Source organism: Streptomyces sp. NPDC003691 (assembly GCF_053981115.1).
The window spans coordinates 191,120-213,894 of record NZ_JBSFNQ010000003.1; the positions used below are offsets into that span (position 1 = coordinate 191,120).

Here is a 22,775-nt window from a genome sequence, read left to right on the forward strand (position 1 = left end):
CCGTTCGCGGGAGCGCGATGCTCCGGGCCCGGGCCCGGGCCCCCGGTCAGGGGCCTGTTCCGGGGCCTGGTCCCGCCGCGCCGCCGACTCCCCCGCGGTCGGCGGCCGGACGGCCCGGGCGCGGAAGCCCGTGGCGGCCCCGCGCCCGGCCCGGGCAGAGCGCCCGGCGGGCCGGCGGGCCGGCGGGCCGGCGTCACAGCATGTCCGCGTCCGTTCTCGGGCGGATCACCAGCGCCGCCTTCTTGTCCGGGAGCACGATCTCGCCCGCGTCCCGGAAGCCGGCCGCCGCGAAGGCCCGCAGCGAGGGCTCGTTGGTGATGTCGGGTTCCGCGACCACCCGCGGGCAGTCCGGATCCGCTTCGAGGAGGCCGTCGGCGAGGGCCCGCAGCAGCTCCCGGCCGAGTCCGCGGCCGGTGCGGCTCCGCTCGCCGATGGCGATATGGAGGCCGAGGTCCCGGGCGCCGTACGGATAGTAGGCGGCGAGCCGGTCCCGGGCGGCCCGGTAGACCTCGACGTACGCGAACGGCTCACCGTCCAGGACCACCAGGACCGGCAGGATGGCGTCCCCGGAGAGATGGCCCGCGATCTCCTCCTCCCAGCGCTCCTTCGGCCACGCCTGGTGCCAGAAGGCGTCGATGTGCGGGGACTGCATCCAGCCGTGCACCAGGTCGAGGTCGGCACCCCCGGATCTCGCCACCCGGGCCGTCCAGCGTCCGCCGAGCAGGGGCAGCGGCGGCCCGGGCACGGTGCTGAGATCGGGCGAGGCCTGGTGTAACGAGGTCATACGGTGGCCTCCAGAAGGGGGTTGGGGGCGTCGAGATAGACGGACTGCGCGTCCAGAGGCGCGAGCACCTCGTCGATTCCGTGCAGCCGGGTGAGCAGATTGCCCTTGCAGGGCAGGGTGCCTGCGGTGAGCCAGCGGCGGGCGAGCCGGTCGCCGCCGGGCGCGGCATCGGCGAGGGCGGGCAGCGCGGCCCGCAGTCTGCCCGCGAGGACGCCGAGCAGCGTGCGCTCGTCGGCGAGCCCGTCGACGGCGAGGGCGCCGACGACCGACAGCGCCTGGTTGCGCAGCAGATAGTAGGAGAGCCGGTCGTCCACCAGGTCATCGTCCACCACCGCGAGGGTGGAGGAGTCCGCGCCGATCCGCCGCAGGACGGCGGGCAGGTGGGAGGCGGCCAGGTAGTAGCCCTGGTTGTCGCGGAACGCGGAGCCGGTGACCCGGCCCCGGGAGTCCAGCCGTACGAGGGTGTTCTGCTGGTGCGCCTCCAGACCGATGCCGGTGGTGGCGTAGAGGTGCAGCATCGGGACCAGCACCCGGTCGGTGTAGTCCGCGGTCCACTGTTCCGCGGCGCCGGGGCCGAGTGCGGCGACGGTCTCGCCGAGGAGGCTGCGGCCGAGGCCGGGCCGGGGCGCGACCAGCCCGACCAGGCAGCGCAGGGAGCCGATGCCTTCGGGCACCTCGCGGACGGCGACATCGAGGCCGGTGATCTCGGGGCCTTCGGGGCGGCCGGGTTCGTCGACGGCCAGCCAGGCCGGGTCCCGGGTGATGGAGAAGCCGGGGTGGGCGGCGGCGGTGGCGGCGGCGTGGCCCGCGTCCAGCAGCCGGTTGATCTCCAGTCCGCGGAGCAGCTCCGTACGGGTCGACTCCCGGCGGGAGTTGGTGAGCCGCAGCCCGAGGGAGAGCTTGAGCATCACCTCCGTACCGGGCCGGTAGAGGGTCCGGACGCTGGAGGTGGGCCACCATTCCGGGCCCAGCTCGCCGAGCGGTTCCAGGGCGCCGGAGGCGATGAGCGCGGCGGTACGGGCCCGGTGGAGGACGTCCCTGGCCTGCCACGGGTGGGCGGGGACCAGGATCCGGCCGCCGGTGCCGGGGCGGCCCGCGAGATCGGCCAGCAGCTCGACGGTGTTCCGGCCCCGGAGCGAGGGGGCGCCGTCGACGGCGTCGTGCGAGACGACGGACGGGTCGGCGGCGAACCAGTGGAGCCGGAAGGAGCCGCGGAGTTCGGGCGAGTAGGCCCGGGTCTCGTTCTCGGAGAGCCCGTCGCGGGATTTGGGCGCCGGGTGGTGGAGGTGGCCGAGGAGGAGGGCCTGCTCGGAGTCGAGGAAGGCGTCGGTGCCCGGCGGCGGTTCGGGGCTGGCGCGCCGTTCGGTGATGAACAGGGCGACCCGGCGGACGGATTCGGCGGTACGTTCCACCAGGTCGGCGAGCTCGCCCGCGGGGATGCCGCCCCGGCTGCCGGGGGCGGCGTTCGCGGCCTCGGTGGAGAGCAGGGCGACGGCGGTCACCGGGTCGGCGGTGGCGCCCAGCGGCCCGGCGGGGCCTTCGAGGCGGACCGGTCCGAAGCGGTGCCAGCCGGTCGGGGAGCGGTGCACGACCTCGGTGACCAGGGCCAGTCCCACGGCGGGGAGTTCGATCCGCAGCGGCCCGGCGGCAGGCTCGGTCCCGGTCTCCCGGAGCCAGCATCGGAGCAGCGCTTCGAGGTGGGCGTGTTCGGCGGCGGCGCGCGGTTCGAGGCCGTGCAGCGGCTCGACGGGGCGCACGGTGGCAGTGTCGGGGGCGGTGACGGGGGCGGTGGCGGTCATGCGCCGCCCTCCTCGGCGAGCGGGTTGGGGTGGGTGCCGTTGGGGTAGAGGGCGTGCCGCAGGGCGCGGTCGGTGTAGCGGGTGACGACGATGCGGTCGCGGTTGAGCCCGTAGCGGGGGATCTGGTCGGTCAGCAGGTCGTACTCGGCGAACCGGCCCGCCAGCTGCGGGAACTTCTTGCGGAAGTCCTTCTGGAAGTCGAGGATCGTGCGCCGCACCAGCCGCCAGAAGGCCTTCTCGGGTACCCCGAGCTGCTCTTCGCAGAGCGGCGCGAGATAGCGGAAGTGGCCGACGAAGACCTGGTCGACGACGTGCTGGCGGATGATCGACGGGTGCTTGCGGGGCAGCACATGGTCATGGCCGTCGGGCTCGGGGCCGCGCTCGGGGACATCGGTGAAGGAGACGCAGACGTCGTCCACGAAGTCCTTGAGGTACAGCCGGACCGGGACGTCGTTCTCGTCGTAGCCGATGAGGGTGTTCTGCCCGTGCGGGTTGAAGGTGACCCCGTACCGGTAGAGGACGTGCAGCAGCGGCACCAGGAGGGTGTCGAAGAGCTGCCGCAGCCATTTCTCGGGCTTGAGCCCGGAGGCGCGGACCAGTTCGGCGACGAAAGCGTCGCCCGCGGTGTCGGTGTGCAGCAGGGACGCGAAGGTACGGACGCGCTCGTCCGGGTCCTTGCGGGCGGAGACCGACTCCCGCCAGATGCACCCCAGGGTCTCCAGGTGCTGGTAGGGCGCCTGGTCGAGATGGGAGAGATAGGGGTGGTGGACGGTGACGGAGGCGACCTCGCCCAGGAAGACGGTCCGGCGCTCCTCGGTGAGGAAGGGGTCGCGCTCGACGAGTCCGCGCAGCCACTGGGTGACCACGGGCGCGCCCGAGGTGCAGTGCGGCGGGATTCCGCGCCAGACCAGGGTGTTGAGGATCTTGAGCGGCAGTTTGACGTCGTAGCGTTCGGGCGTGTCCGCGTTGGCCATGGTCCGGATGGACTGCCCGGGGAGATACCGGTCGGGGCTCTGTCCGAGGGGGATGATCCGCCGCTGGGCGACATCGGCGGCGTGCAGGACCTGGACGGCGTGGTCCCACTGCCAGGGGTGGACGGGCATCCAGACATAGCCGTCGGGGTCGACTCCGGCGGCTTCGAGTACGGCGGTGAAGCGGGCGCGGGTGGCCGCGTCCAGTTCCCGGGCGAGGACGGTCTGCTCGGAGAGTTCGGAGGTGCCGCGGAACTCGGCGAGGCCCCGGTGGACGGCGACCCACTGGAGGGTGAGCGACTGGGCGGACTCGGGGGCGTACTTCCGTACGTCGGTGGCCGAGAAGCCGATCCGGCCCTTGTTGGCGACCAGCAGGTTGTGGCCGGTCATCCGGCACTCCAGCTCGGTGTGGCCGAGGGCGCGCAGTTCGGCGACGGTCTCGCCGCCGTGGGTGAGCCGGGCCGCGTCGACCGCGAGGGTGGCGGAGAGTTCGGTGAGATAGGTGGCGATGGTGGAGGCGTCGCTGCCGATGGTGGAGGCGGCTTCGATCAGGAACTGCTGGGCGTCCCAGGCGGGCTGGGCGATGGAGTTGCCGAGCATGCTCGTGGCGGTGCGGGTGATCGAGCCGGGGTCGACGCGGAGCCAGTCGAAGGCGCCGGTGGTGGCGCGGAAGGCATAGGTGGTGCCGCTGTCGAGGTCGACGCGGTAGCCGGCCGCTCCGGTGCCGCCGCCGCTGCCCGCGCCGCCGGTGCCGCCTTCGTCGGTCCTGACCGCTTTCAGCATGTCCTCGAAGCACCATTCGCCGAGGGCTTTGGCGAGGAGCCGGCGGTTGGCCTCGCGCCAGGCGGCGGGGTCGGTGTCGGAGAGGGCGGGGACGGGGTGGTCGAGCTGATCGGGCTGGTCAAGCTGATCGGGCATCGAGCGGCTCCGGGGTAGGTCGTGCACGGCACTGGCGGATCACTGAAACGGCACGGACAAAGCGCTGACCGGCGCTGTTGGCACCGGCCGGAGTCAAGCCTTAGGTAAGCCTTCCCTAATGTGCAAGCGCAACTTTCGGCCATCGGGGCTTATCTGACGTGATGTCAGATGATAATTAGGTTAGCCTTACCGAACTGTGGGGGATCTTCTGCTGGTGGTCCCTCCGGGCCCGGACACCGGCGCTCCCCCGCCGCTGTCCGGGCCCCGGGACGGCTACCGCGGCCCGGACGCCCCGGCGTGAGGAGAGCGTGTGAGCACAGCGGCGACGGCGGCCGGACGGCACGGGCCCGCCCACCCCGGGGGGCCCGTACGGCGGCCCGGATGGACGTTTGCGCTCGTCAGCGCCGCGGGGGTGGTCATGACCCTCGACGTCACCGTCGTCAATGTCGCCCTTTCGGACATCTCCCGGGATCTGAACACCGGTCTCGGCCAGATGCAGTGGACCGTCTCCGCCTACTCCCTCGCCTTCGGCGCGCTGCTGCTGACCGCGGGCGCCCTCTCCGACCGGCTCGGCAGACGCGCGGTCTTCGTCGCCGGGACGGCGCTCTTCACCATCGCCTCCGCCGCCTGCGGACTCGCGCCCGGCGCGGGCACCCTGATCGCGGCCCGGGCCGTCCAGGGGGTGGGCGGGGCGCTGATGTTCGCCCCGGCGCTGGCGCTGCTGGCCGCGGCGTACGAGGACGAGGGCCGCAGACGCTCCGCGATCGCCGCGTTCGCCGCCGTCGCCTCGGGTGCGGGGGCGCTGGGCCCGGTCGTCGGCGGGGTGTTCACGGAGGCCGCGGGCTGGCGGTGGATCTTTCTGGTGAATGTGCCGATCGGGGTGCTGGTGGTGGCCGGGGCACTGGCCCGGATGCCGGAGTCCGCGGCGCCCGCCGGGACCGGCCGCCGGATCGACCCGCCGGGCGCGCTGCTGGCCGTCGGCGCACTGCTGACCCTGCACTATCCGCTGGTCGCCGGGCCCGAACACGGCTGGCTCTCCCCGCAGGTGCTCGGCTCCGCCGGACTCGGAGTGCTGCTCGCGGCGGCCCTGGTCCGGAGCCAGCGGCGCGGCGACGGTCTGATCGACCTCTCCCTGCTGCGGATCCCGGCCTTCGCGGGCGCCGCCGTCCTCGGCTTCCTCGCCCGCCTCGCCGGACTCGGCACCCTGGCGCTGACCACGCTCTGGCTGGCGGGCACCCGCTCCTACTCACCGCTGGAGACCGGTCTCCACCTGCTGCCGCTGACCGGCAGCCTGCTGCTCACGGGCCTGTTCATGGCCCGCCTCCAGCGCGCCTTCCCGGCGTACGCACTGGTCGCCGCGGGCTTCGGGGCGAAGGGCCTCGGACTGCTGTCGCTGGCCTGGGCGGCGGCGGGCGCGCCCGGTCCCGTGACGGTGACCGGGCTGGTGCTGATCGGCACCGGAAGCGCAATGATCTTCCCGCCGCTGATGTGCGTCGCCGTGGACGCGGTCCCCGCCGACCGGGCGGGTATGGCATCGGGCCTGACCAACGCGGCGTATCCGCTGGGCACCGCGGCGGGTACGGCGGTCTTCGGCGCGGTCCTCGCGAGTGTGCTGGCCGGGCGGCTCGGTACTTCGGAGGGGCTGCGCGAGGCGGTCGAGACGGCGCGCTTCGATCTGGTGCCGGGGGCCTCGCGGGCCCTGGCCGAGTCGGCGTTCGGTGCCGCGTTCACGGTGGTCTGCCTGGTCGCGGCGGCGGTCTGCGCGGTGGGCGCGGCGGTGGCGGCCGGCACCCTGCGCCCGGCCGCGGCGGGCCCGGTGCCGGAGTCGGAGTCGGAGTCGGAGTCGGAGTCGGAGTCGGAGTCGGCGGAGCCGGTACGGGAGAAGGCGGAGGCGGAGCCCGCGTAGCGGGGCGCCTCGGGCGGGGGTGCCTCGGGGGCCGGGGCCTGCAAACCGGACCCTCGGGAGCGGGGATTCCGTTTGCTCAGGGCCCGGTTGCTCAGGGCCCGTTTGCTCAGGGCCCACTGGGGCGCGGGCGGGGGTGTGTCGGGCCGCTCAGGGCCGCAGATGGGCGAGGAGCCCCTCCGGCTCCGGGTACGGCTCCTCGCGCGGGAGCAGCGCGCGGGCGGCGTCGAGGTCACCGGACCGCACCAGCCCGTGGATCTCGTGCGCGAGGGGCGTCACATCCTCGATACCGGTGATCCACTCGTCCGCGTACCGCCGCACGGCCTCGCCGGAGAGCCCGAGCTGGAGGGCCCGGTGCGGCAGCGGGCCGAGCCGGATGCTGCGCTCGGGGTCCCATTGCACCCGGGCGGGGGACCGCTTCAACTGCTGCCGCCAGGCGGCATGGTCGGGGTGGAGGTCCCGGACATAGGTGCTCAGGCAGGCGTGTTCAAGGGCCCACTCGAAGCCCTCACGGGTGATCTCGACGGCGAGGACGGTCTCCTGGTCCTCCTTCGCGGCCCAGCCGCAGCGGTACATCATCCACAGGAACGACGGTTTGATCCAGGTCATCCGCTCGCGCTTCCACGCGGCGGGAAACCGACCGTCGCGGGCGGCCGGAAGCCCGATCCGCGGGGCGTACGCCTGATAGACGGTGACGGTGTCGTCGGTGAACCGGGCACGGATCCCGTGCCGGGGGTACTGCTCTGCCATGCCCCCAGGGTGGTGCGCGGGCAGCCCGTGCCGCCACCGGTTTACGCCCGGCGGCACTCCGGCGCGGATGCCGGTTCACGCCCGGCGGACCCGGAACTCCCGCCCGGCGGCACCCCGGCGCGGATGCCGGTTCCCGCCCGGCGGACCCGGAACCCCCGCCCGGCGGACCCGGTACGGCCCCGGCGCGGCCCCGCGACCCCCGGTGCCGTGCCCGCGGCCCGCGGGCGCGGTCAGGAGCCCGGCGGCCGCAGCGTGCGCTACATCTCCGCCATCAGGGCCCGGCGCGCCTCCCGGAACGCCCGGCGCGCCTCCGTACACGCCGGGTCGTCCCGTAAGGCACCGTCCGATACCGCGTCCCGGTAGCGCGTCAACCGCTCGGACGCCCGGCCGGCCAGGACCACCAGGGCCTCGGGGGCGATGAGCTGGAGGATGTACAGCTTGGCGTAGACCGCCTGTCCGGCGAAGGCGGTACGGGCCTGCTCCGCCCGCCCGTCGGGCGGGGTCGCCGGATCCCGGCTCGCCCAGGAGATACCGTCGCGGGCCTCGGCGAGGGCGACGAGATAGTCGGCGCAGGCCGTGCGGAGCTGGTCGCGTTCGCGTTCGGCGGTCTCCCGGCGCCAGCGGATCCGGTCCGCGGCGAGGGTGCTGCCGACGCCGATGCCCGCGCCGATCACCGTCGCGAGGACAACTGTCCATCCCATTGCCGGAAGGGTAAGCCGCGCGTCCGGACGGGGGACAGAGCGCGGAGCCGCCGGACTGCCGGGCGGCGGTCTGGTACATACGTCAGTGCCGGATACGGCCAGGGACGCCGCGCCGCCCGCCGGGCGGACGGACAGGCATCCCCCGGGCGCCGACAAGGCCGCCGTAGCCGGGCAGTTCACACCTTTCGGAGGTACTCATGCGACGGTTGACCACCCTCGCTGCGGCTCTGGCGATCGCGGGCGGCGGACTGACGGGAGCGGCGGGTGCCGCGCCCGCGCCCATAAGCGGTACGGAGCCGTCCGGGGCCGCCTGCTCCACACCGTGGGGCAGCGCGGCCGAGAAGGCGTCCGGGCAGTCCCGGGTGCCGCTGCGGAACATCCGGACCGGCCGCCACGCCTGTTACGACCGGATGGTCTTCGACCTCCCGGGCGGAACGGGCGCCACGGGCTTCCATGTGTCGTACGTGGACGAGTTCCGGCAGGACTTCACCGGGGACCCGGTCCGGGTCGCGGGCGGCGCGGTCCTGGAAATCACCGTCCGGGCGCCCGGCTACGACGGCGGGCTGAACCCCACCTACCCCGCGGTGGGCAAGCGGCCGCTGCCGGGAGTGGACGTCACCGGGTACCGGACCTTCCGGGACCACCGGTTCGGTACCAGCTGGGAGGGGCAGACACAGGTCGGCCTCGGAGTCCGCGGCAGGCTGCCGTTCCGGGTCGTCCGGACCGGGAACCGGGTGATTCTGGACGTCGCGCACACCTGGTAGCCGTAACTCCGCGCCGGGGCAGCGGCGCGGGGCGCGGGGACACAACGCCCACGGCGGTCGTCCGGGCCGCCGATACGCGGAGGCCGGTACGAGCGGAGGCCGCCCGCTCCCTTTCCGGGAGCGGGCGGCCTCGTACCGCCGCGGCGCGAAGGACTACTTCGTCCGCCGCAGCAGCCACACCAGATACGGCGCCCCGAGCAGCGCGGTGACGATGCCGACCGGGATCTCCGTCGGGGCCAGCAGCCAGCGGCCGATGGCGTCGGCGGTGACGACCAGGAGCGCGCCCAGGACCGCCGCCATGGGGATCATCCGGCCGCCGTTGTTGCCGACCAGCCTGCGGGCCAGATGCGGGGCGACCAGGCCGACGAAGCCGACGGCCCCGACCGCCGCCGCGGTGCCCGCGGCGAGGACCGCGCCCGCGCCGAGGACCAGCAGCCGGGCCCGGCCCAGCTCCAGGCCGAGGGCCCGGGGCAGTTCGTCGCCGAGGGCCAGCAGGTTCACCGGCCGGGCGGCGAGGACGAGCAGCACCGCGACGACCGCGGGCACCACCAGCCAGCCCAGGGCGTCGTAGTCCCGGCCGTAGGTACTGCCCGCCAGCCAGCTCAGCGCCGCCGAGATGTTCATCTGCGAGCTGACGACCAGAATGTTGACCAGCGACATCGCGGTGGCCGCCGCGCCGAGGCCGACGAGCACCACCCGGGTCGGGTCGAGACCCGCCCGGGTCCCGCCGCCCCGCGGGCCGCGGGCGATCAGCACCACCACCAACAGCATCAGCACCCCGCCGATACCGGCCGCCGCGGGCAGCGCGACCGCGGGCGCCGACGGTACGGCGACGATGACGGCGACCGCGCCCAGCGAGGCGCCCGCGGTGACACCGAGGAGCCCGGGCTCGGCCAGCGGATTGCGGACGACAGCCTGCACCGCGGAGCCCGCGACCGCCAGACAGGCACCGGCGAGCGCGGCGACCATGATGCGCGGCAGCCGGTAGGAGACGATCGACTCGGTCACCGGGTCGGTGACCCCGGTCAGGGCCGAGACGATCTGCCCGTAGCCGATCTCGACGTCACCGAGCCGCAGGGACACCACGACCGCCAGGGCCAGCGCGGCCACCCCGGCGCCCAGGACCACGGTGTACGCGGGGGCGCGCCGCCGCCCGGAGACCGCGACCGCGGCGCCGGTGTCCGCGTCGCCGGTACTGATCCGCCGGGCCAGCAGCATGAAGACGGGTCCGCCGACGAGGGCGGTGACCACCCCGACCGGGATCTCCGAGGTGTAGACCGCCGACGGCGGCACCACGACCTGGGAGAGCGCGTCGGCGCCGAGCAGTACGGCACAGGCGAGCAGGCCCGCCATGGGCATCAGCAGGGCATGGGCCCGGATTCCGAGGGTGCGGACGATGACGGGCGCGATCAGGCCGATGAAACCGATGGGGCCCGCGAGGGAGACCGCGGTCGCCGACAGCATCACCGCGATCAGGAACGCGGCGGGCCGGATCCGTTCGACCCGGACGCCCATCGCAGACGCGGTCTCGTCACCGAGGGCCAGCAGGTCCAGCGGGCGGGCCAGCAGGGGCGCGGCGCAGGCGACGGCCAGCACCACCGCGCCGGTGATCAGCGGCCGCTGGAGATCGGACTGCATGAGGGTGCCGTTGCCCCAGAAGAAGAGTCCGCGGGTGGCCTCCACATCCAGCATCTGGAGGAACTCGGCGGCGGCGGTCCCGGCCAGGGCGACCGTGGCCCCGGCGAGCAGCACCCGGCCGGGAGTGAGGACCCCGCCGCTGCTGAGGAGGTAGACGATGCCGATGGCGACCAGTCCGCCGATGAACGCGGCCGCGCCGGACGGCAGCGGGCCGAGGTCGAGGCCCGCGTAGGCGACCAGGACGACGGCGAAGTAGGCGCCCGCGTTGACGCCGAGGGTGTCGGGGGCGGCGAGCGGATTGCGGGTGGCGCCCTGGACGAGGACGCCGGAGACGCCGACGGCGATGCCGACGACCAGGCCGGTCACCGTCCGCGGCAGCCGGCTGCCGACCAGGACGTCCCGGGCATGGGCTTCGCCGCCGCCCGCGAGGACGGCGAGGACATCGGCGACGCCGACCCCGGAGGAGCCCATACCGAGGTGGACGACGGCGACGGCGAACAGCACCAGGCCGAGGGCGCCGCCCACGAGCAGGGCCCGTGAGCGGCGCAAGCCGGTCCCCTGGTGGCGCTCCCCGGCGGCGCTGGCCGGGAGCCGGACGGGGACGGCCATCAGACCTTCAGTGCCTTACCGGTCTCGTCGAGGATCTGGAGCGCCGACAGCGGGCCGCCGAACAGCCAGGTGCCGGGGTCCAGGGCCTGCACCTTCTGGCCCTTGACGAACTCCAGGCCCTTCCAGACCGGGTTCTTGGCGAAGGCGCCGGTGAACGGGTTGTCGTTGGCGGCGGCGACATAGAGGAAGGTGGCGTCCTTCGCGGTCGCGGTAAGGCCCTCGACGCCGACCGTCGTCATGCCCCACGGGTCGCCCTTGCCGGTCCAGCCGTTCTTCAGCCCGGCCAGGTTGAGCACCTGGGGGGCGATGGCGTCGTCGGTGAGCATCCGGACGGAGGCGGTGCCGTTGGCGGTGAAGCCCTGGCCGACGGCGTACGTCAGTCCGGCCTTGTTGCTCTTCGCCAGCCGGGCCTTCAGATCCGCGGCCGCGGCGTCGATCCGGCCGGTGACGGCGGTCGCCTCGTTGGTCTTGCCGACGGCCTTCGCCAGCTCGCCGAAGTTCTTCTTCATGGTGTCGAGCTGCGGCTTGGTGGTGTAGGTGAAGGCCAGCACCGGGGCGATGTCCTGGAGCTGCTTCAGATTCGCCGAGGAGCGCTCGTTGTCGACGACGATCAGATCGGGCTGGAGGGCGCGGATCTTCTCCAGGCTGGGCTCGTTGCGGTTGCCGACGTCGGTGACATTGGCGGGCAGTTCGGCGCCCTTGGCGGTGACCCAGGTGCCGTAGCCCTTGTTGTCGGCGTTCCCGGCGGGGGTGACGCCGAGGGCGACCAGCTCCTCGGTGTACGTCCACTCCAGGGTGACCACCTTGGTGGCGGCCTTCTTCAGGCTGACCTTGCCCTGGGCGGTGTCGACGGTTATCGCGCCGCTGCTCGTCTTGTCGCCGCCCTTGCTGCCCTTGTCTCCCGCGGCGTCGCCGACCGTGTCGTCGCCGCCGCACCCGGCGACGACCAGGGAGAGCGCCAGGACGGCACTGCCGGTCGCGAGGGTGCGCACCAAATTCCGCATGGGGGTAACTCCTTGTGTGCTGGATGTGCCGCGTGTTCTGCGCGTGCTGCGTGTGCTGCCGGTGTTGCTGTTATTGCTGCTGTTGTTGTTGCCGGTGTTGCTGCTGTTGCTGCTGTTGTTGCCTGGGTGATCACTTGTTGCGTGGTGGGGTCGTTGCCGGTGGGAGGCGGGAGGAGGGCGGACGGAATTCGGGCGGGAGGCGGGTCCGGGGCGCGCCGACGGAACGCGCGGCGGCGGGCCGGGGCCCGGGCACGGCGGTCCGCCGCGGCGCGGGCACGGGTCAGGGGGCGGACGGCCCGCCGGGTGCGGGCGCGGCTTTGAGGGAAGCGGCTTCGGCGGGGGCGGCTTTGGGGGACGCGGCTTCGGCGGGCGCGGCTTCGGCGGGGCCGGGGGCCGGGCGGACCGGGAAGCAGGCGAGATGGCCCGTGGCGGTGTCCCGGACGACGTTCACCCGGAGGCCGAATGCCTGCTCGATGACCTCGGGCGTCAGGACTTCTTCCGCGGCGCCCGCCGCGATGACCCCGCCGTCCGCGACAACCACGACGTCGTCGGCGTACGCGGCGGCCTGCATCAGATCGTGGATGACGACCCCGCACGCGATCCCGTGCTCACGGGCCAGCCGGCGGACGACGTCGAGGACCTCGAACTGGTGCCGCAGGTCGAGGTAGGTGGTGGGCTCGTCGAGAAGGAGGACGCCCGCGCGCTGGGCGAGGACCATCGCCAGCCAGGCGCGCTGGCGTTCACCGCCGGAGAGTTCGTCCAGGCGGCGGTCGACGAGGGGGGCGGCGTCGGTGACGGCGAGCGCCCATTCGACGGCCTCGGCGTCCTCGGCGGTGTGCCGGGCGAGGGCGCCGCGGTGGGCGTAGCGGCCGTGGCGGACGAGTTCGCGTACGGAGACACCGGCCGGCGCCTGGGATGACTGGGGGAGAAAGGCGAGGCGCTGCGAGAGCGCCCGGCGGTTGAAGGAGCCGAGCGGGGCGCCGTCGATGCTGATCTTGCCCGCGAGCGGCGGCAGCAGTCCGGCGACCGTCCGCAATAAGGTCGACTTCCCGCAGCCGTTGGGGCCGACGAGCACGGTGACCGCGCCGGGCCGCAGCTCCAGGCCGACCTGCCGGAGCACCGCGCGTCCCGCGTGCCCGACATCGAGGTCCTCGGCCACCAGACGGGCTCCGCCCCCCATGGACACCACGTTCCTTCCCCCTCCGGACGGACTGACCCCGACACCCTACAACTTAGGCAAGGCACACCTAATGGCCTTGACCTGGTTCGGGGGGAGTTGTGGCCATGTCGATACCCGGAGCGACGAAGAGCGAACTCCTGAACGAACTTTCCCTGAACGGTAGTTCGACTCGCCCGGCGCGCCAACGTACCGGCGCACCAACACGCCAACAGGCCGACACGCCAACACCCCGACACACCGGAGGTCTTTCTTTAACTGACTGCTCACTTTATTATTCAGGGCCATGAGGACCGTGAACGCCGCCCAGCGCGCCGCCAGGCGCGAAGCACTGCTGGACGCAGCCGCGCAGTGCTTCGCCGAGCGGGGCTACGAGGCCACCCGCACCGCCGATATCTGCGCCCTCGCCGGAATGAGCTCCGGCAATCTCTTCCACTACTTCCGCACCAAGCACGACGTGCTCCTCGCCCTGGTGGAGCGGGAGGGCGCCCAGACCGGCGCCTTCCTCGCCGAACTCGGCGCGGACGGCAGCCCCTTCGACGCGCTTCTCACCCTGCTGGAGGCCGTCTGCGAGATGGCGGCCGATCCGGTCACCGGGGGGCTCGCCCTGGAGCTCTCCGCCCAGGCCCACCGCGACGAGGACGTCGCGCTGCGCTACAAGGCGAACGACCGCTCCTTCCGGGACGGACTCGCCGCGCTGGTACGGGCCGCGGACGCCGCGGGCGAACTCCGTACCGATCTGACCCCCGAGGCCGCCGCCACCTGGCTCGCCGCCCTCGTCGACGGAGTCTTCGCCCGGGTCGAGGCCGACCCGGAGTTCCGGCCCGAGGAGCAGAAGCCGGTCCTGCGGCGCCTCGTCGTCCATCTGCTCCAGGAGGGCGGGACATGACCCGAATACCGGGCCCGGCGCCCACCGCGCCGACCGCGGCGGGCTCGACCGGACCGGCGGCCCCGCGGCTGCTGAACGTGGACGCCCTGCGCGGCTTCGCGCTCCTCGGCATCCTCGCCGTCAACATCTGGGCCTTCGCCGACCCGTACTACGCCACCACCGAGGGCAACCCGGCCCACGGTTCGCCCCTCGACCACGCCGTCCGCTTCCTGGTCTCCCTCTTCTTCGAGGCCAAGTTCTATCTCCTCTTCTCCTTCCTCTTCGGCTACAGCTTCACCCTCCAGATGGACGCCGCCGAACGGGCCGGGGCCGCCTTCAGGCCGCGGATGCTGCGCCGCCAGGCCGGTTTGCTGGCCCTCGGTCTGCTGCACGGCACCCTGCTGTTCCACGGTGAGATCCTCACGCTCTACGCGGTCCTCGGGCTGGTCCTGCTGGCCTGCCGCGGCCTCGCACCGCGCCGTGCGGCCCGTACGGCGCTGGCCCTGCTCGGTACCGCGGGCGGACTCTGGCTGCTGCTCGGCCTGGCCGATCTGGCCGACGGCACCGCGGCACCCGGCACCGGGAGCGGCCCCGCCGACAAGTTCGCCGCCTTCACCGGGGACGCGGCGGCGACGCTGGGCTACCACGCGGGGCACTTCCCCGAGACGGCCGGCCTGCTCGTCCTGCTCCAGGGCGCCAACTCGCTGGCGATGTTCCTGCTGGGCCTGGCCGCGGGCCGGGTACGGCTCTTCGCCGACCCGGCCGCCCATCGCGCCCTGTTCCGCCGGATCCTCCGCACCGGACTGCCCCTCGGCCTCGCGGGCGCCGCGTTCTACGCCTGGTCCGCGGCCTACCGGCAGGGCACCGCGCTGGAGACCCTCGGCTTCGGCGTCAGCCAGTTGACGGCGCCCCTGCTGACGGCCTCGTACGTGGTGCTGGGCCTGGCCCTGTTCCGTACGGCACCGGGCGCGGCCGCCGAACGGGCCCTGGCCCCGCTCGGGAAGGTGGCGCTCAGCGCGTATCTCCTCCAGTCGCTCGTCCTGGGCGTCCTCTTCACCGGCTACGGCTTCGGTCTGATCGACCGGCTCGCCCCGCTCGCGGTCGTCGCGGTCGTCACGGTGGTCTTCCTCGCCCAACTGCTGCTGGCGAAATGGTGGTTGCGGACCCATCGCTACGGTCCGGGCGAGTGGCTGCTGCGGGCGGTCACGATCGCGGGCCGCCCGAAGTGGCGGGAGCGGAAGCACCGGGCCGGGTAGCCCGCACTCTCCCCCGGCGCGCCCGGCGCCCGTCTCCCGGCGCCCGCACGCGTCCCCCGGCGTCTGCCCCCGGCGTCCGCCCCTGACACCCGCCTTACAGCACGCTCCCCCGGCGCTCGTCTCCCGGCCTGATTCGGCCGGGAGCCGGGCGCCGCCGTATGGCCGGATACCGCCCTCTGGCCGATGGGCCGCGGAACGGCCCCGGCCCGGCCTCCGCCGCCCCACCGGCCCCGGCCGCCCCACCCGTCGACGAGTGCGCCATGCACGCGGATTGCGTTCGGCGCAACGCATCCGGACCCGGGAATTCCAGGGCCGGTGCACCGCGAATACCCCGGAACATGAATCCAACCGGGCTTACTTTCGGACTCATTCGCCTTGCATTCGCCTGCCCGGGCAACCGCCGACGACATCTCCCCCCTCTATCCAGATGTCGGTTTCACCTGGAAACTGTTCCGGCGGATACGGCTTCCCCGCAGGCGAGGCGAACCCTCGTGCCCCTGTGCGGGACGACCGGATCCGCCGTCTCGACGTCACCGAGAACGGTGCGGCAGAAGGAGTGACGCCTTCACCGCCGCACCGGCGAGCAGTGAGCACCGCCCGGGACCACCACCACCGCGCACTCCCCTGGTGCGCGGCGGGGAAACCGGTACCGGGCCTTTCCGATCGAAGGCCCGGCCGGTTGCACAGGACGCAATTCCCCTCTTCGGAACCGGGAAATACCCGCCCCGGGCCCCTGGCCCCCGTTGCACAGCGCGAATAACCCGACATAACGAGCCGCAATTCCAACACCCCGGCCCGGGATTTCCCCACGCCGGGAAACTCCTCCCGCCGTGGCGCCGGAAAGGGACACCGGAGCCCTTCCGCCGCCGACGGCGGGCAACACCCTCGGACGGACCGGCGGGTGAGCACGGAGCGACGGCACCTCATGGCCGTTTCCGCCTCCGTTTCCGGACACACCACACCCCCGACCGGGCACGCCCCTGTTCGTGCCCGGTGTCCGGAACGCGCTCACGGGCCCGGCAGCTGCCCACGGCACCGGTGGCCGCGGGCCGTACCGCCCCTCCCGCCGTCCGCACCACCACACCGACTCTCCGGAGGACCGATCGTGAACAACAAGCAGCCCGACAAGCGCATCGGGCGCCGTTCCCTGCTCTCCGGCGCCGCCGCCGCGGCGGGCGGCGCGGCCCTGGCCGGCGCCCTCCCCGCGGGCTCCGCCCACGCCGCCCCCAAGCCCCCGCCGGGCGCCGCCGCGGCCCATGTGGCCGCGACCCCCGCCGTTATCGACGTCGCCCCCGGCGACCCCCGCTTCCCCGACCTGGTGCGCGGTATCAACCAGCGCTGGGTGGCGACCCCCGAGAAGGTCCGGATGGTCACCACCGCCGCCCAGGCGGAGACCGCCGTACGGGAGGCGGTGACCGCCGGGAAGCGGCTCACCGTCCGCAGCGGCGGCCACTGTTACGAGGACTTCGTCTTCAACAGCCAGGTCCAGGTCGTCGTCGACCTGTCCGCCATGAACCAGGTCTACTTCGACCCGTCCATGGGGGCCTTCGCCATCGAGGCCGGCGCCTCCAATCTCCAGGTCTACGAGACCCTCTACAAGCTGTACGGCGTCACCATCCCCGCGGGCTCCTGCCACTCCGTGGGGGCGGGCGGCCATATCTCCGGCGGCGGCTTCGGCCTGCTCTCCCGGCAGCTCGGGCTCACCGTGGACTACCTGCACGCCGTCGAGGTCGTCGTGGTGCGTTCCAACGGCACCGTGGAGACCGTCATCGCGAAGCGGGGCGACACCGGCGACCTGGGCGACCTGTGGTGGGCCCATACCGGTGGCGGCGGCGGCAACTTCGGGCTGATCACCCGCTACTGGATGCGGACGCCGGGCGTCACCGGCAACGACCCGACGAAGCTGCTGCCCAAGCCGCCGTCGGAGGTGTTCGTCCACGCCATCAGCCTCCCCTGGCCGCAGATGAACCAGCGTTCCTTCCAGACCCTGGTCCAGAACTGGGGCCGGTGGCACGAGGCCAACAGCGCCCCGACTTCGCCGTACGCCGCTCTCTTCGGTCTGCTCAAGCTGAACAACTACGGCAACGACAGAAGCGCCATCGGTCTGCTGACCCAGATGGATGCCACCGTCCCGAACGCCCGGCGGCTGCTGGACGACTATGTGGCCGCGGTCACCGCGGGCGTCGGGGTCACCCCGCAGGCCATGACGGTGCCGATGGGCGAGCACGCGGCACTGGCCCAGTTCGACGAGCCGCGCAGGATGCCGTGGTACATCGCGACCGACTACCTCAGCGGCGGCAACCCCACCCTCCGCGGCAAGTACAAGTCGGCCTACGCCCGCAGGGGCCTCTCCAGCTTCCAGGTCGCCGCGCTCTGGAAGAACCTGAGCGACCCCCTCAAGTACGACAACCCCGACGCCCTGGTCCAGATCGACTCGTACGGCTGCAAGATCAACGAGGTGGCGTCCGACGCCACCGCGGTGCCGCAGCGCGACTCGGTCCTCAAGCTCCAGTACCAGACCTACTGGACCGACCCGGCCCAGGAGGCCAAGCACCTCGCCTGGATACGGAACTTCTACAAGGACGTGTACGCGGAGACCGGCTTCGTCCCGGTCCCGAACTTCACCAATGACGGCTGCTACGTCAACTACCCCGACACGGACCTCGGCGACCCCGCCTTCAACACCTCCCAGGAGACCTGGGGCAGCCTGTACTACAAGGGCGGCTTCGACCGGCTGAAGCGGGCCAAGCGGGCCTGGGACCCGACGAACTTCTTCCGCCACGCACAGTCCATCCCCCTGCAGTGAGTGACCGGGGGCTGTTCCCGCGTGTCAGGACGCGGGGATAGCCCCCACCCGCCCGGCGCGCCCCTAAACTCCCAACCACCGCCGATATCAGGGGAGTTGACTGCGTCATGACCGACCGGATCGACACGGGGCGCGCCCATCCGGCGCGGGTCTACGACTACATCCTCGGGGGCAAGGACCACTACACCGTGGATGTCGAGGCGGGCGACGCCATGGTCGCGGGCTGGCCCTCGCTGCCGGTCAGCATGCGGCAGAACCGGCTCTTCATGGAGCGCGTGGCCCGGTATCTGGCGCGCGAGGAGGGCGTCCGGCACTTCCTGGACATCGGTACCGGGCTGCCGACCTCGCCCAATCTCCACGAGGTCGTCCAGCGGGAGCGGCCGGACGCTTCGGTCGTGTACGTCGACAACGACCCGATCGTGCTGGCGCACGCGGAGGCGCTGCTGACCAGCTCCCCGGAGGGCCGCACCGCGTACCTCGACGCGGATATGCGCGAGCCCGGGACCATCCTCGGCTCGGCCGCGTTCCGGGAGCTGTTCGAGCCGGGGCGGCCGGTCGCGCTGACCGTGGTCGCCATGCTCCACTTCATCCGGCCGCCCGACGACCGCGCCCTGGTACGGCAGTTGCTGGACCCGCTGCCGCCGGGCAGCTTCCTCGCGATCTCCACGGCCACGGCGGACTTCGCGCCGGACGAGATCACCCGGGTGACCCGGGAGTACGAGAGCCGGGGCATCCCGATGGTGCCCAGGACCGCTGCCGAGGTGGCGGCCTTCTTCGACGGTCTGGAGCTGCTGGAACCGGGACTCGTCCAGGTCCACCGCTGGCGCCCGGAGGCGGCCCAGGAGGGCGTGGCGCCGGAGCAGGTGGCGATGTACGGCGCGGTGGCCCGCAAGCCGTAGGCCGCCGCCGGAAGCTGTAGGCCGGGCGGCACCCGCCATGGGCCCGGCGCCCGTGGCCCGGCGCCCGGGCCGTCAGCCCACCCGACCGCCCTCCCGGGCGAGCAGATGGCCCGGCGCCCGGGCCGTCAGCCCACCCGGCCGCCCTCCCGGGCGAGCAGATGCGGCGGCGGGACGATGCCGTCGGACAGGGCCGGATCCGGGACCAGGGTGCCGAAGGCCGTCGTCAGCGGCAGGATCCCGGCCCAGACCGGGCGTTCGGCGTCGGGGCCGGAGGTGCCGTCGTCCGGCGGGCCGGTACGGATCTTGACGGACGCCTCCTCCAGCGAGAGCGCCAGCAGCGCGGTGGCGGCCAGTTCCTTGCGGCTGGGCACCCGGGCGTACCCCCACTGCCCGGGCGCGGACTGCGCGGTCAGACAGCGCAGCCCGGCGAGCTTCTCCTCCGGGTCGGTGACCAGACGCGGCACTCCGTAGACCATCGCGCTGCGATAGTTGACGCCGTGCTCGAAGACGGAGCGCGCCAGCACCAGCGCGTCCACATGGGTCACGGTCGCGCACACCACGGCCCCGGGATCGGCGGCCAGGCTGCGGCTCGCCACCGAGCCGTGGACGTACAGTTCGGTGCCGTCGCTGCCGTAGACCGTCGGAACGGCCATCGGGACCCCGTCGACGACCACCCCCAGATGGCAGACGAACCCGGCCGCGAGGATCGCGTCGAGCGCGGCGCGCTCCCGGCTGCCCTGCTCGCGCAGCCTGCGGTGACGGGTGCGGTCGGTGGCGGGCAGTTCGGGCGGCAGCGGTGTCCGTCTCACGTCGTCCGTCCCTACTCGGTTCCTCGGTGAACTGGGTGAACTGGGGTGCCTCGGCGGCTTCGTGAACCGGGCGCTTGCGGTGGAGATTCGGCGGCAGAACTCATTGCACGCTACAGATACTCCGGCCCGTCGGCCAGAGCGGAATCCGTCGTCCCGTCCGCACCAGCCTCACCTTCCCGCCCAGGGCCTCCTCATGCTCCGCGCCGGGCAACCCGGGCCGCCGGCGGTCCGGTAGCGGGGCGCCCGCCCGGTGATAATCCGGGGCCCCGGCGGCCGTCCTGCTAATAATCTTGGGATGCAGAACCGCGGGGGAGCCGCATGACCCGTGTCAGGACACCCGCCCCGCCCGGCCACCCGCCGACGGAACGCGCCGGTGACCGGTTCCTCCCCTGATCATCCGGAGTTCCCTGTGCAACGAACCACCCTGCTCCGGCGCGGAATCCCGCGCCTGGCCACCGTGGCCACCGCCGTCGCCCTGACGGCCGCGCTCACGGGTACCGCGGTCGCGGCCACCGCCCCGGCGTCCGACCCGTCGCAGAGCACCGCCGCGCGCACCACCACCGCGCTCACCATGAAGGCGGCGGCCTCGAAGCCGACGCCGCTCGCACCGTTCTTCTTCCTCACCGGGACCTTCACCAACGGCAAGAAGTACCAGTGGCTGCCCGACGGAAAGGGCGGCCTCGGGCCTCGCTCCGGCCCGTACCTCTGGAAGGGACTCAAGTACAACGTCTCCGTCGACCCCTATCTGGAGGGGTCGCAGCACGGCGCGTACCACGTCATGACCAACGGGGTGCTCAACCGCTGGCACGACGGGAAGCTCAAGAAGATCGCCACCGGCTGGGGCCAGTACAACCGGGTGCTGTCGCCCGGCACCCTGACCCGCGCCGCCCACCCCGATCTGCTGGCCCGGGACGCCAAGGGCGTCCTGTGGCGCTTCCAGACCAGGGCGGACGGCACCCTCGCGCCGCGCGTCCAGGCCGGCACCGGCTGGAACGCCTACACCCAGATCACCGGCATCGGCGACTTCTCCGGCGACTCCGTGCCGGACCTGCTCGCCCGCGATGCCAAGGGCGTGCTCTGGATGTTCCGCGGCACCGGCAAGAGCGCCAAGCCGTTCGCCCCGCGGGCCCGGATCGGCTCCGGCTGGAACACCTTCAACAAGCTGGTGTCCACGGGTGATGTCGACGGCGACCGCCGCAGCGATCTGCTCGCCCGGGACGCCAAGGGCACGCTCTGGATATACCGGGGCACCGGGAAGACGGCCGCGCCGTTCAAGGCATCCGCGAAGATCGGGACCGGCTTCCAGGCGTACCACGACCTGTCCTGACCTCTGCCGTACGCCTCCGACCCGCACCGCGGCACGCCCTGCGCGGTGCGGGGCCGGGGCGCCCGGCACCGCGTTACACACCCATCATCCGCCCATGCAGCCCTCATCACCTCGGGCCGCGACAGTGGCGCGCATGACCACGACCACACGTGTGAAACCGAGCCCCGTTCCGAGCCCCGCCCCGAGCCCCGCCCCGCGTCCGGCCGCCGGACGGCGGGCGCTCGCCGTCCTGCTCGCCGTGGCCGCCTCCACCGCGCTGGCCGCCCCGGTCGCGACGGCCGCCCCCGCCCGCGCCGCCACCGGGCCCGCGCCCGGGCCCGTCGTCTGGGGGCCCTGCAAGGGCGATCCGCCGATGCCGGACCCCGGGCCGCACGTCGAGTGCGGCACGGTCGAAGTACCGGTGGACTGGTCGAAGCCGAACGGCCCGAAGACCGGTATCGCCGTCGCCCGCCAGAAGGCCACCGGCCCGGCGAAGCGGATCGGCGTCCTGATGGTCAATCCGGGCGGACCCGGCAACTCGGGCGTCGACTCGGCCCTGTACGCCGACAACCCCATCGACGGCTACTCCGCCGAGCTGCGCCAGCGCTTCGACATCGTGGGCTTCGACCCGCGCGGCGTCGGCCGCAGCTCCCAGGCCGTCTGCGACGAAGCCGTCCTGGAGAAGGTCCCCACCCACCCCCGGAACGCGGCCGAGTTCGAGAAGGTCCGCACCCTCAACGCCGAAGGGATCCGGAGCTGTCTCCAGCGGACGGGCCCGCTCGCCGCCCATATGGACAGCACCAGCGTCGTCCGCGACATGGACGCGATCCGGGCCGCTCTCGGCGAGCGGCGGATCAGCTATCTGGGCCACTCCTACGGCACCTCGCTCGGCGAGCGCTACTCCAAGCTCTTCCCGGGCAACCTCCGCACCATGGTCCTCGACAGCGCCGTGGACCCGAACCGGTCGAGCGCCGAACGGTATATGACGGACAGCGCCGTCACCGCCAACGAGTCCCTGAAGAAGATGCTGGCGCTCTGCCCGGCCGATCCCGTCTGTGCGAAGCCGGGACTGCCGAAGGGCAAGAAGCTGACGACGGTCGTCGACGAGCTGTTCGCCCGCGCCGACGCCGGTACCCTCCGCAAACCCGGCCCCAACGGCCCCACCCGGGCCAAGGTCACCCCCGACCAGCTGACCGAGGTGCTGAACGGTTTCGCCGGTGGAGGGCCCGAACGCCTGGACATCGTGACCGACGAGCTAGCCGCCCTCTACAGCGGTAAGGGCGAGGTCCGCTTCTTCGGCGGCGGACCCGTCAACCCGGCGATCCCGCTGGTGCTCTGCCGGGACCACGACTTCCGGATCAAGGACTACGCCGAGTACCGGGCGATCCGGGAGCGGGTCGCCAAGGCCGCTCCGTACGTCCGCTACAACGACCAGGCCCTCGCCTTCACCCTGAACTGCCAGGGCTCGCCCCTGCCGGTGGAGCCGCGGCCCGCGCAGGCGGCGGGCGGACTGCCGCCGGTGCTCGTCGTGAACGCCACCTACGACCTGGCGACCCCGCTGGCCGGGGCGAAGCGGATGGTGCGCGAGATCCCGACGGCGACGCTGCACGAGGTGAAGACCGTCGGCCATGTGCTGTACCTGGAGGACGGCGTACGGCAGATCATCGACAACCACCTGATCAACCGCACCCGCTGACCCGCTGAGCCGGGTCCGGCAGGTGTACTGAGGCCGCGGGGCCCGGGGCGCGACGGTCGCGCGCCCCGGGCCCCGCTTCGTACCGCGGCCGGTCCTCCGCGGCTTTCCCCGCGCGGC

Annotated in this window: 16 protein-coding genes and 1 pseudogene; 8 read left to right on the forward strand and 9 right to left on the reverse strand. The window is 73.1% G+C overall.

Annotated features, from left to right (window positions below):
- Positions 1 to 193: 193 nt before the first annotated feature.
- The 3 genes from ACWDR0_RS02955 to ACWDR0_RS02965 are packed head-to-tail and all read right to left on the reverse strand — an operon-like array spanning position 194 to position 4,472.
- The gene (locus ACWDR0_RS02955) at positions 194 to 784 is read right to left on the reverse strand and encodes a GNAT family N-acetyltransferase (RefSeq protein WP_456349830.1); all 591 of its coding nucleotides are present in this window, start codon (positions 782 to 784) and stop codon (positions 194 to 196) included.
- Positions 781 to 2,583, reverse strand: a complete 1,803-nt coding sequence (locus tag ACWDR0_RS02960) for an IucA/IucC family protein (RefSeq protein ID WP_456349831.1) — start codon at positions 2,581 to 2,583, stop codon at positions 781 to 783. The genes ACWDR0_RS02955 and ACWDR0_RS02960 overlap by 4 nt, the downstream gene beginning before the upstream one ends.
- Positions 2,580 to 4,472, reverse strand: coding sequence for an IucA/IucC family protein (locus tag ACWDR0_RS02965; protein ID WP_456349832.1), 1,893 nt, complete (start codon positions 4,470 to 4,472; stop codon positions 2,580 to 2,582). The genes ACWDR0_RS02960 and ACWDR0_RS02965 overlap by 4 nt, the downstream gene beginning before the upstream one ends.
- Positions 4,473 to 4,782: 310 nt before the next feature.
- On the opposite strand from ACWDR0_RS02965, the gene ACWDR0_RS02970 reads away from it, so the two are divergent.
- The gene (locus ACWDR0_RS02970) at positions 4,783 to 6,378 is read left to right on the forward strand and encodes an MFS transporter (RefSeq protein WP_456349833.1); all 1,596 of its coding nucleotides are present in this window, start codon (positions 4,783 to 4,785) and stop codon (positions 6,376 to 6,378) included.
- 147 nt (positions 6,379 to 6,525) lie between these two features.
- On the opposite strand, the gene ACWDR0_RS02975 is transcribed toward ACWDR0_RS02970, so the two are convergent.
- Complete coding sequence (locus ACWDR0_RS02975; RefSeq protein ID WP_456349834.1) at positions 6,526 to 7,125, reverse strand: DUF4291 domain-containing protein; 600 nt, start codon at positions 7,123 to 7,125, stop codon at positions 6,526 to 6,528.
- 257 nt (positions 7,126 to 7,382) lie between these two features.
- On the reverse strand, positions 7,383 to 7,826 hold the full coding sequence (locus tag ACWDR0_RS02980; protein WP_456349835.1) for a hypothetical protein: 444 nt from the start codon (positions 7,824 to 7,826) through the stop codon (positions 7,383 to 7,385).
- A 197-nt stretch (positions 7,827 to 8,023) separates the two neighbouring features.
- Between ACWDR0_RS02980 and ACWDR0_RS02985 the strand changes: the two genes are divergently transcribed.
- Entirely contained in the window at positions 8,024 to 8,590 is a 567-nt protein-coding gene (locus tag ACWDR0_RS02985) for an AMIN-like domain-containing (lipo)protein (protein WP_456349836.1), read from the forward strand.
- Positions 8,591 to 8,743: 153 nt separating this feature from the next.
- Here ACWDR0_RS02985 and ACWDR0_RS02990 read toward each other — a convergent pair whose 3' ends face one another.
- From ACWDR0_RS02990 to ACWDR0_RS03000, 3 genes and pseudogenes are all read right to left on the reverse strand, one after another.
- On the reverse strand, positions 8,744 to 10,837 hold the full coding sequence (locus tag ACWDR0_RS02990) for an iron ABC transporter permease (protein WP_456349837.1): 2,094 nt from the start codon (positions 10,835 to 10,837) through the stop codon (positions 8,744 to 8,746).
- A complete protein-coding gene (locus ACWDR0_RS02995; protein ID WP_456349838.1) occupies positions 10,837 to 11,841 on the reverse strand; it encodes an ABC transporter substrate-binding protein in 1,005 nt (334 codons plus the stop codon). The genes ACWDR0_RS02990 and ACWDR0_RS02995 overlap by 1 nt, the downstream gene beginning before the upstream one ends.
- 652 nt (positions 11,842 to 12,493) lie before the next feature.
- A pseudogene (locus ACWDR0_RS03000) lies at positions 12,494 to 13,021 on the reverse strand (ABC transporter ATP-binding protein); the annotation flags it as partial.
- A gap of 283 nt (positions 13,022 to 13,304) precedes the next feature.
- On the opposite strand from ACWDR0_RS03000, the gene ACWDR0_RS03005 reads away from it, so the two are divergent.
- The 4 genes from ACWDR0_RS03005 (at position 13,305) to ACWDR0_RS03020 (ending at position 18,847) form a co-directional block, all read left to right on the forward strand.
- Positions 13,305 to 13,907, forward strand: a complete 603-nt coding sequence (locus ACWDR0_RS03005; RefSeq protein WP_456349839.1) for a TetR/AcrR family transcriptional regulator — start codon at positions 13,305 to 13,307, stop codon at positions 13,905 to 13,907.
- Positions 13,904 to 15,142 carry a DUF418 domain-containing protein gene (locus tag ACWDR0_RS03010; protein ID WP_456349840.1) on the forward strand — a complete coding sequence of 413 codons (1,239 nt, stop codon included), beginning with the start codon at positions 13,904 to 13,906 and terminating at the stop codon, positions 15,140 to 15,142. The genes ACWDR0_RS03005 and ACWDR0_RS03010 overlap by 4 nt, the downstream gene beginning before the upstream one ends.
- A gap of 1,105 nt (positions 15,143 to 16,247) precedes the next feature.
- Positions 16,248 to 17,948, forward strand: coding sequence for an FAD-binding oxidoreductase (locus ACWDR0_RS03015; RefSeq protein ID WP_456349841.1), 1,701 nt, complete (start codon positions 16,248 to 16,250; stop codon positions 17,946 to 17,948).
- 107 nt (positions 17,949 to 18,055) lie between these two features.
- Positions 18,056 to 18,847, forward strand: a complete 792-nt coding sequence (locus ACWDR0_RS03020) for an SAM-dependent methyltransferase (RefSeq protein ID WP_456349842.1) — start codon at positions 18,056 to 18,058, stop codon at positions 18,845 to 18,847.
- A gap of 125 nt (positions 18,848 to 18,972) precedes the next feature.
- Here ACWDR0_RS03020 and ACWDR0_RS03025 read toward each other — a convergent pair whose 3' ends face one another.
- Positions 18,973 to 19,656, reverse strand: a complete 684-nt coding sequence (locus ACWDR0_RS03025) for a pyridoxamine 5'-phosphate oxidase family protein (RefSeq protein WP_456349843.1) — start codon at positions 19,654 to 19,656, stop codon at positions 18,973 to 18,975.
- A gap of 409 nt (positions 19,657 to 20,065) precedes the next feature.
- Here ACWDR0_RS03025 and ACWDR0_RS03030 point away from each other — a divergent pair, with 409 nt between their 5' ends.
- Together ACWDR0_RS03030 and ACWDR0_RS03035 are read left to right on the forward strand one after the other, a co-directional pair.
- A complete protein-coding gene (locus ACWDR0_RS03030) occupies positions 20,066 to 20,983 on the forward strand; it encodes an FG-GAP repeat domain-containing protein (RefSeq protein WP_456349844.1) in 918 nt (305 codons plus the stop codon).
- A gap of 133 nt (positions 20,984 to 21,116) precedes the next feature.
- Positions 21,117 to 22,658: an alpha/beta fold hydrolase gene (locus ACWDR0_RS03035; RefSeq protein WP_456349845.1), complete on the forward strand. Its 1,542-nt coding sequence runs from the start codon at positions 21,117 to 21,119 to the stop codon at positions 22,656 to 22,658.
- Positions 22,659 to 22,775: the final 117 nt, after the last annotated feature.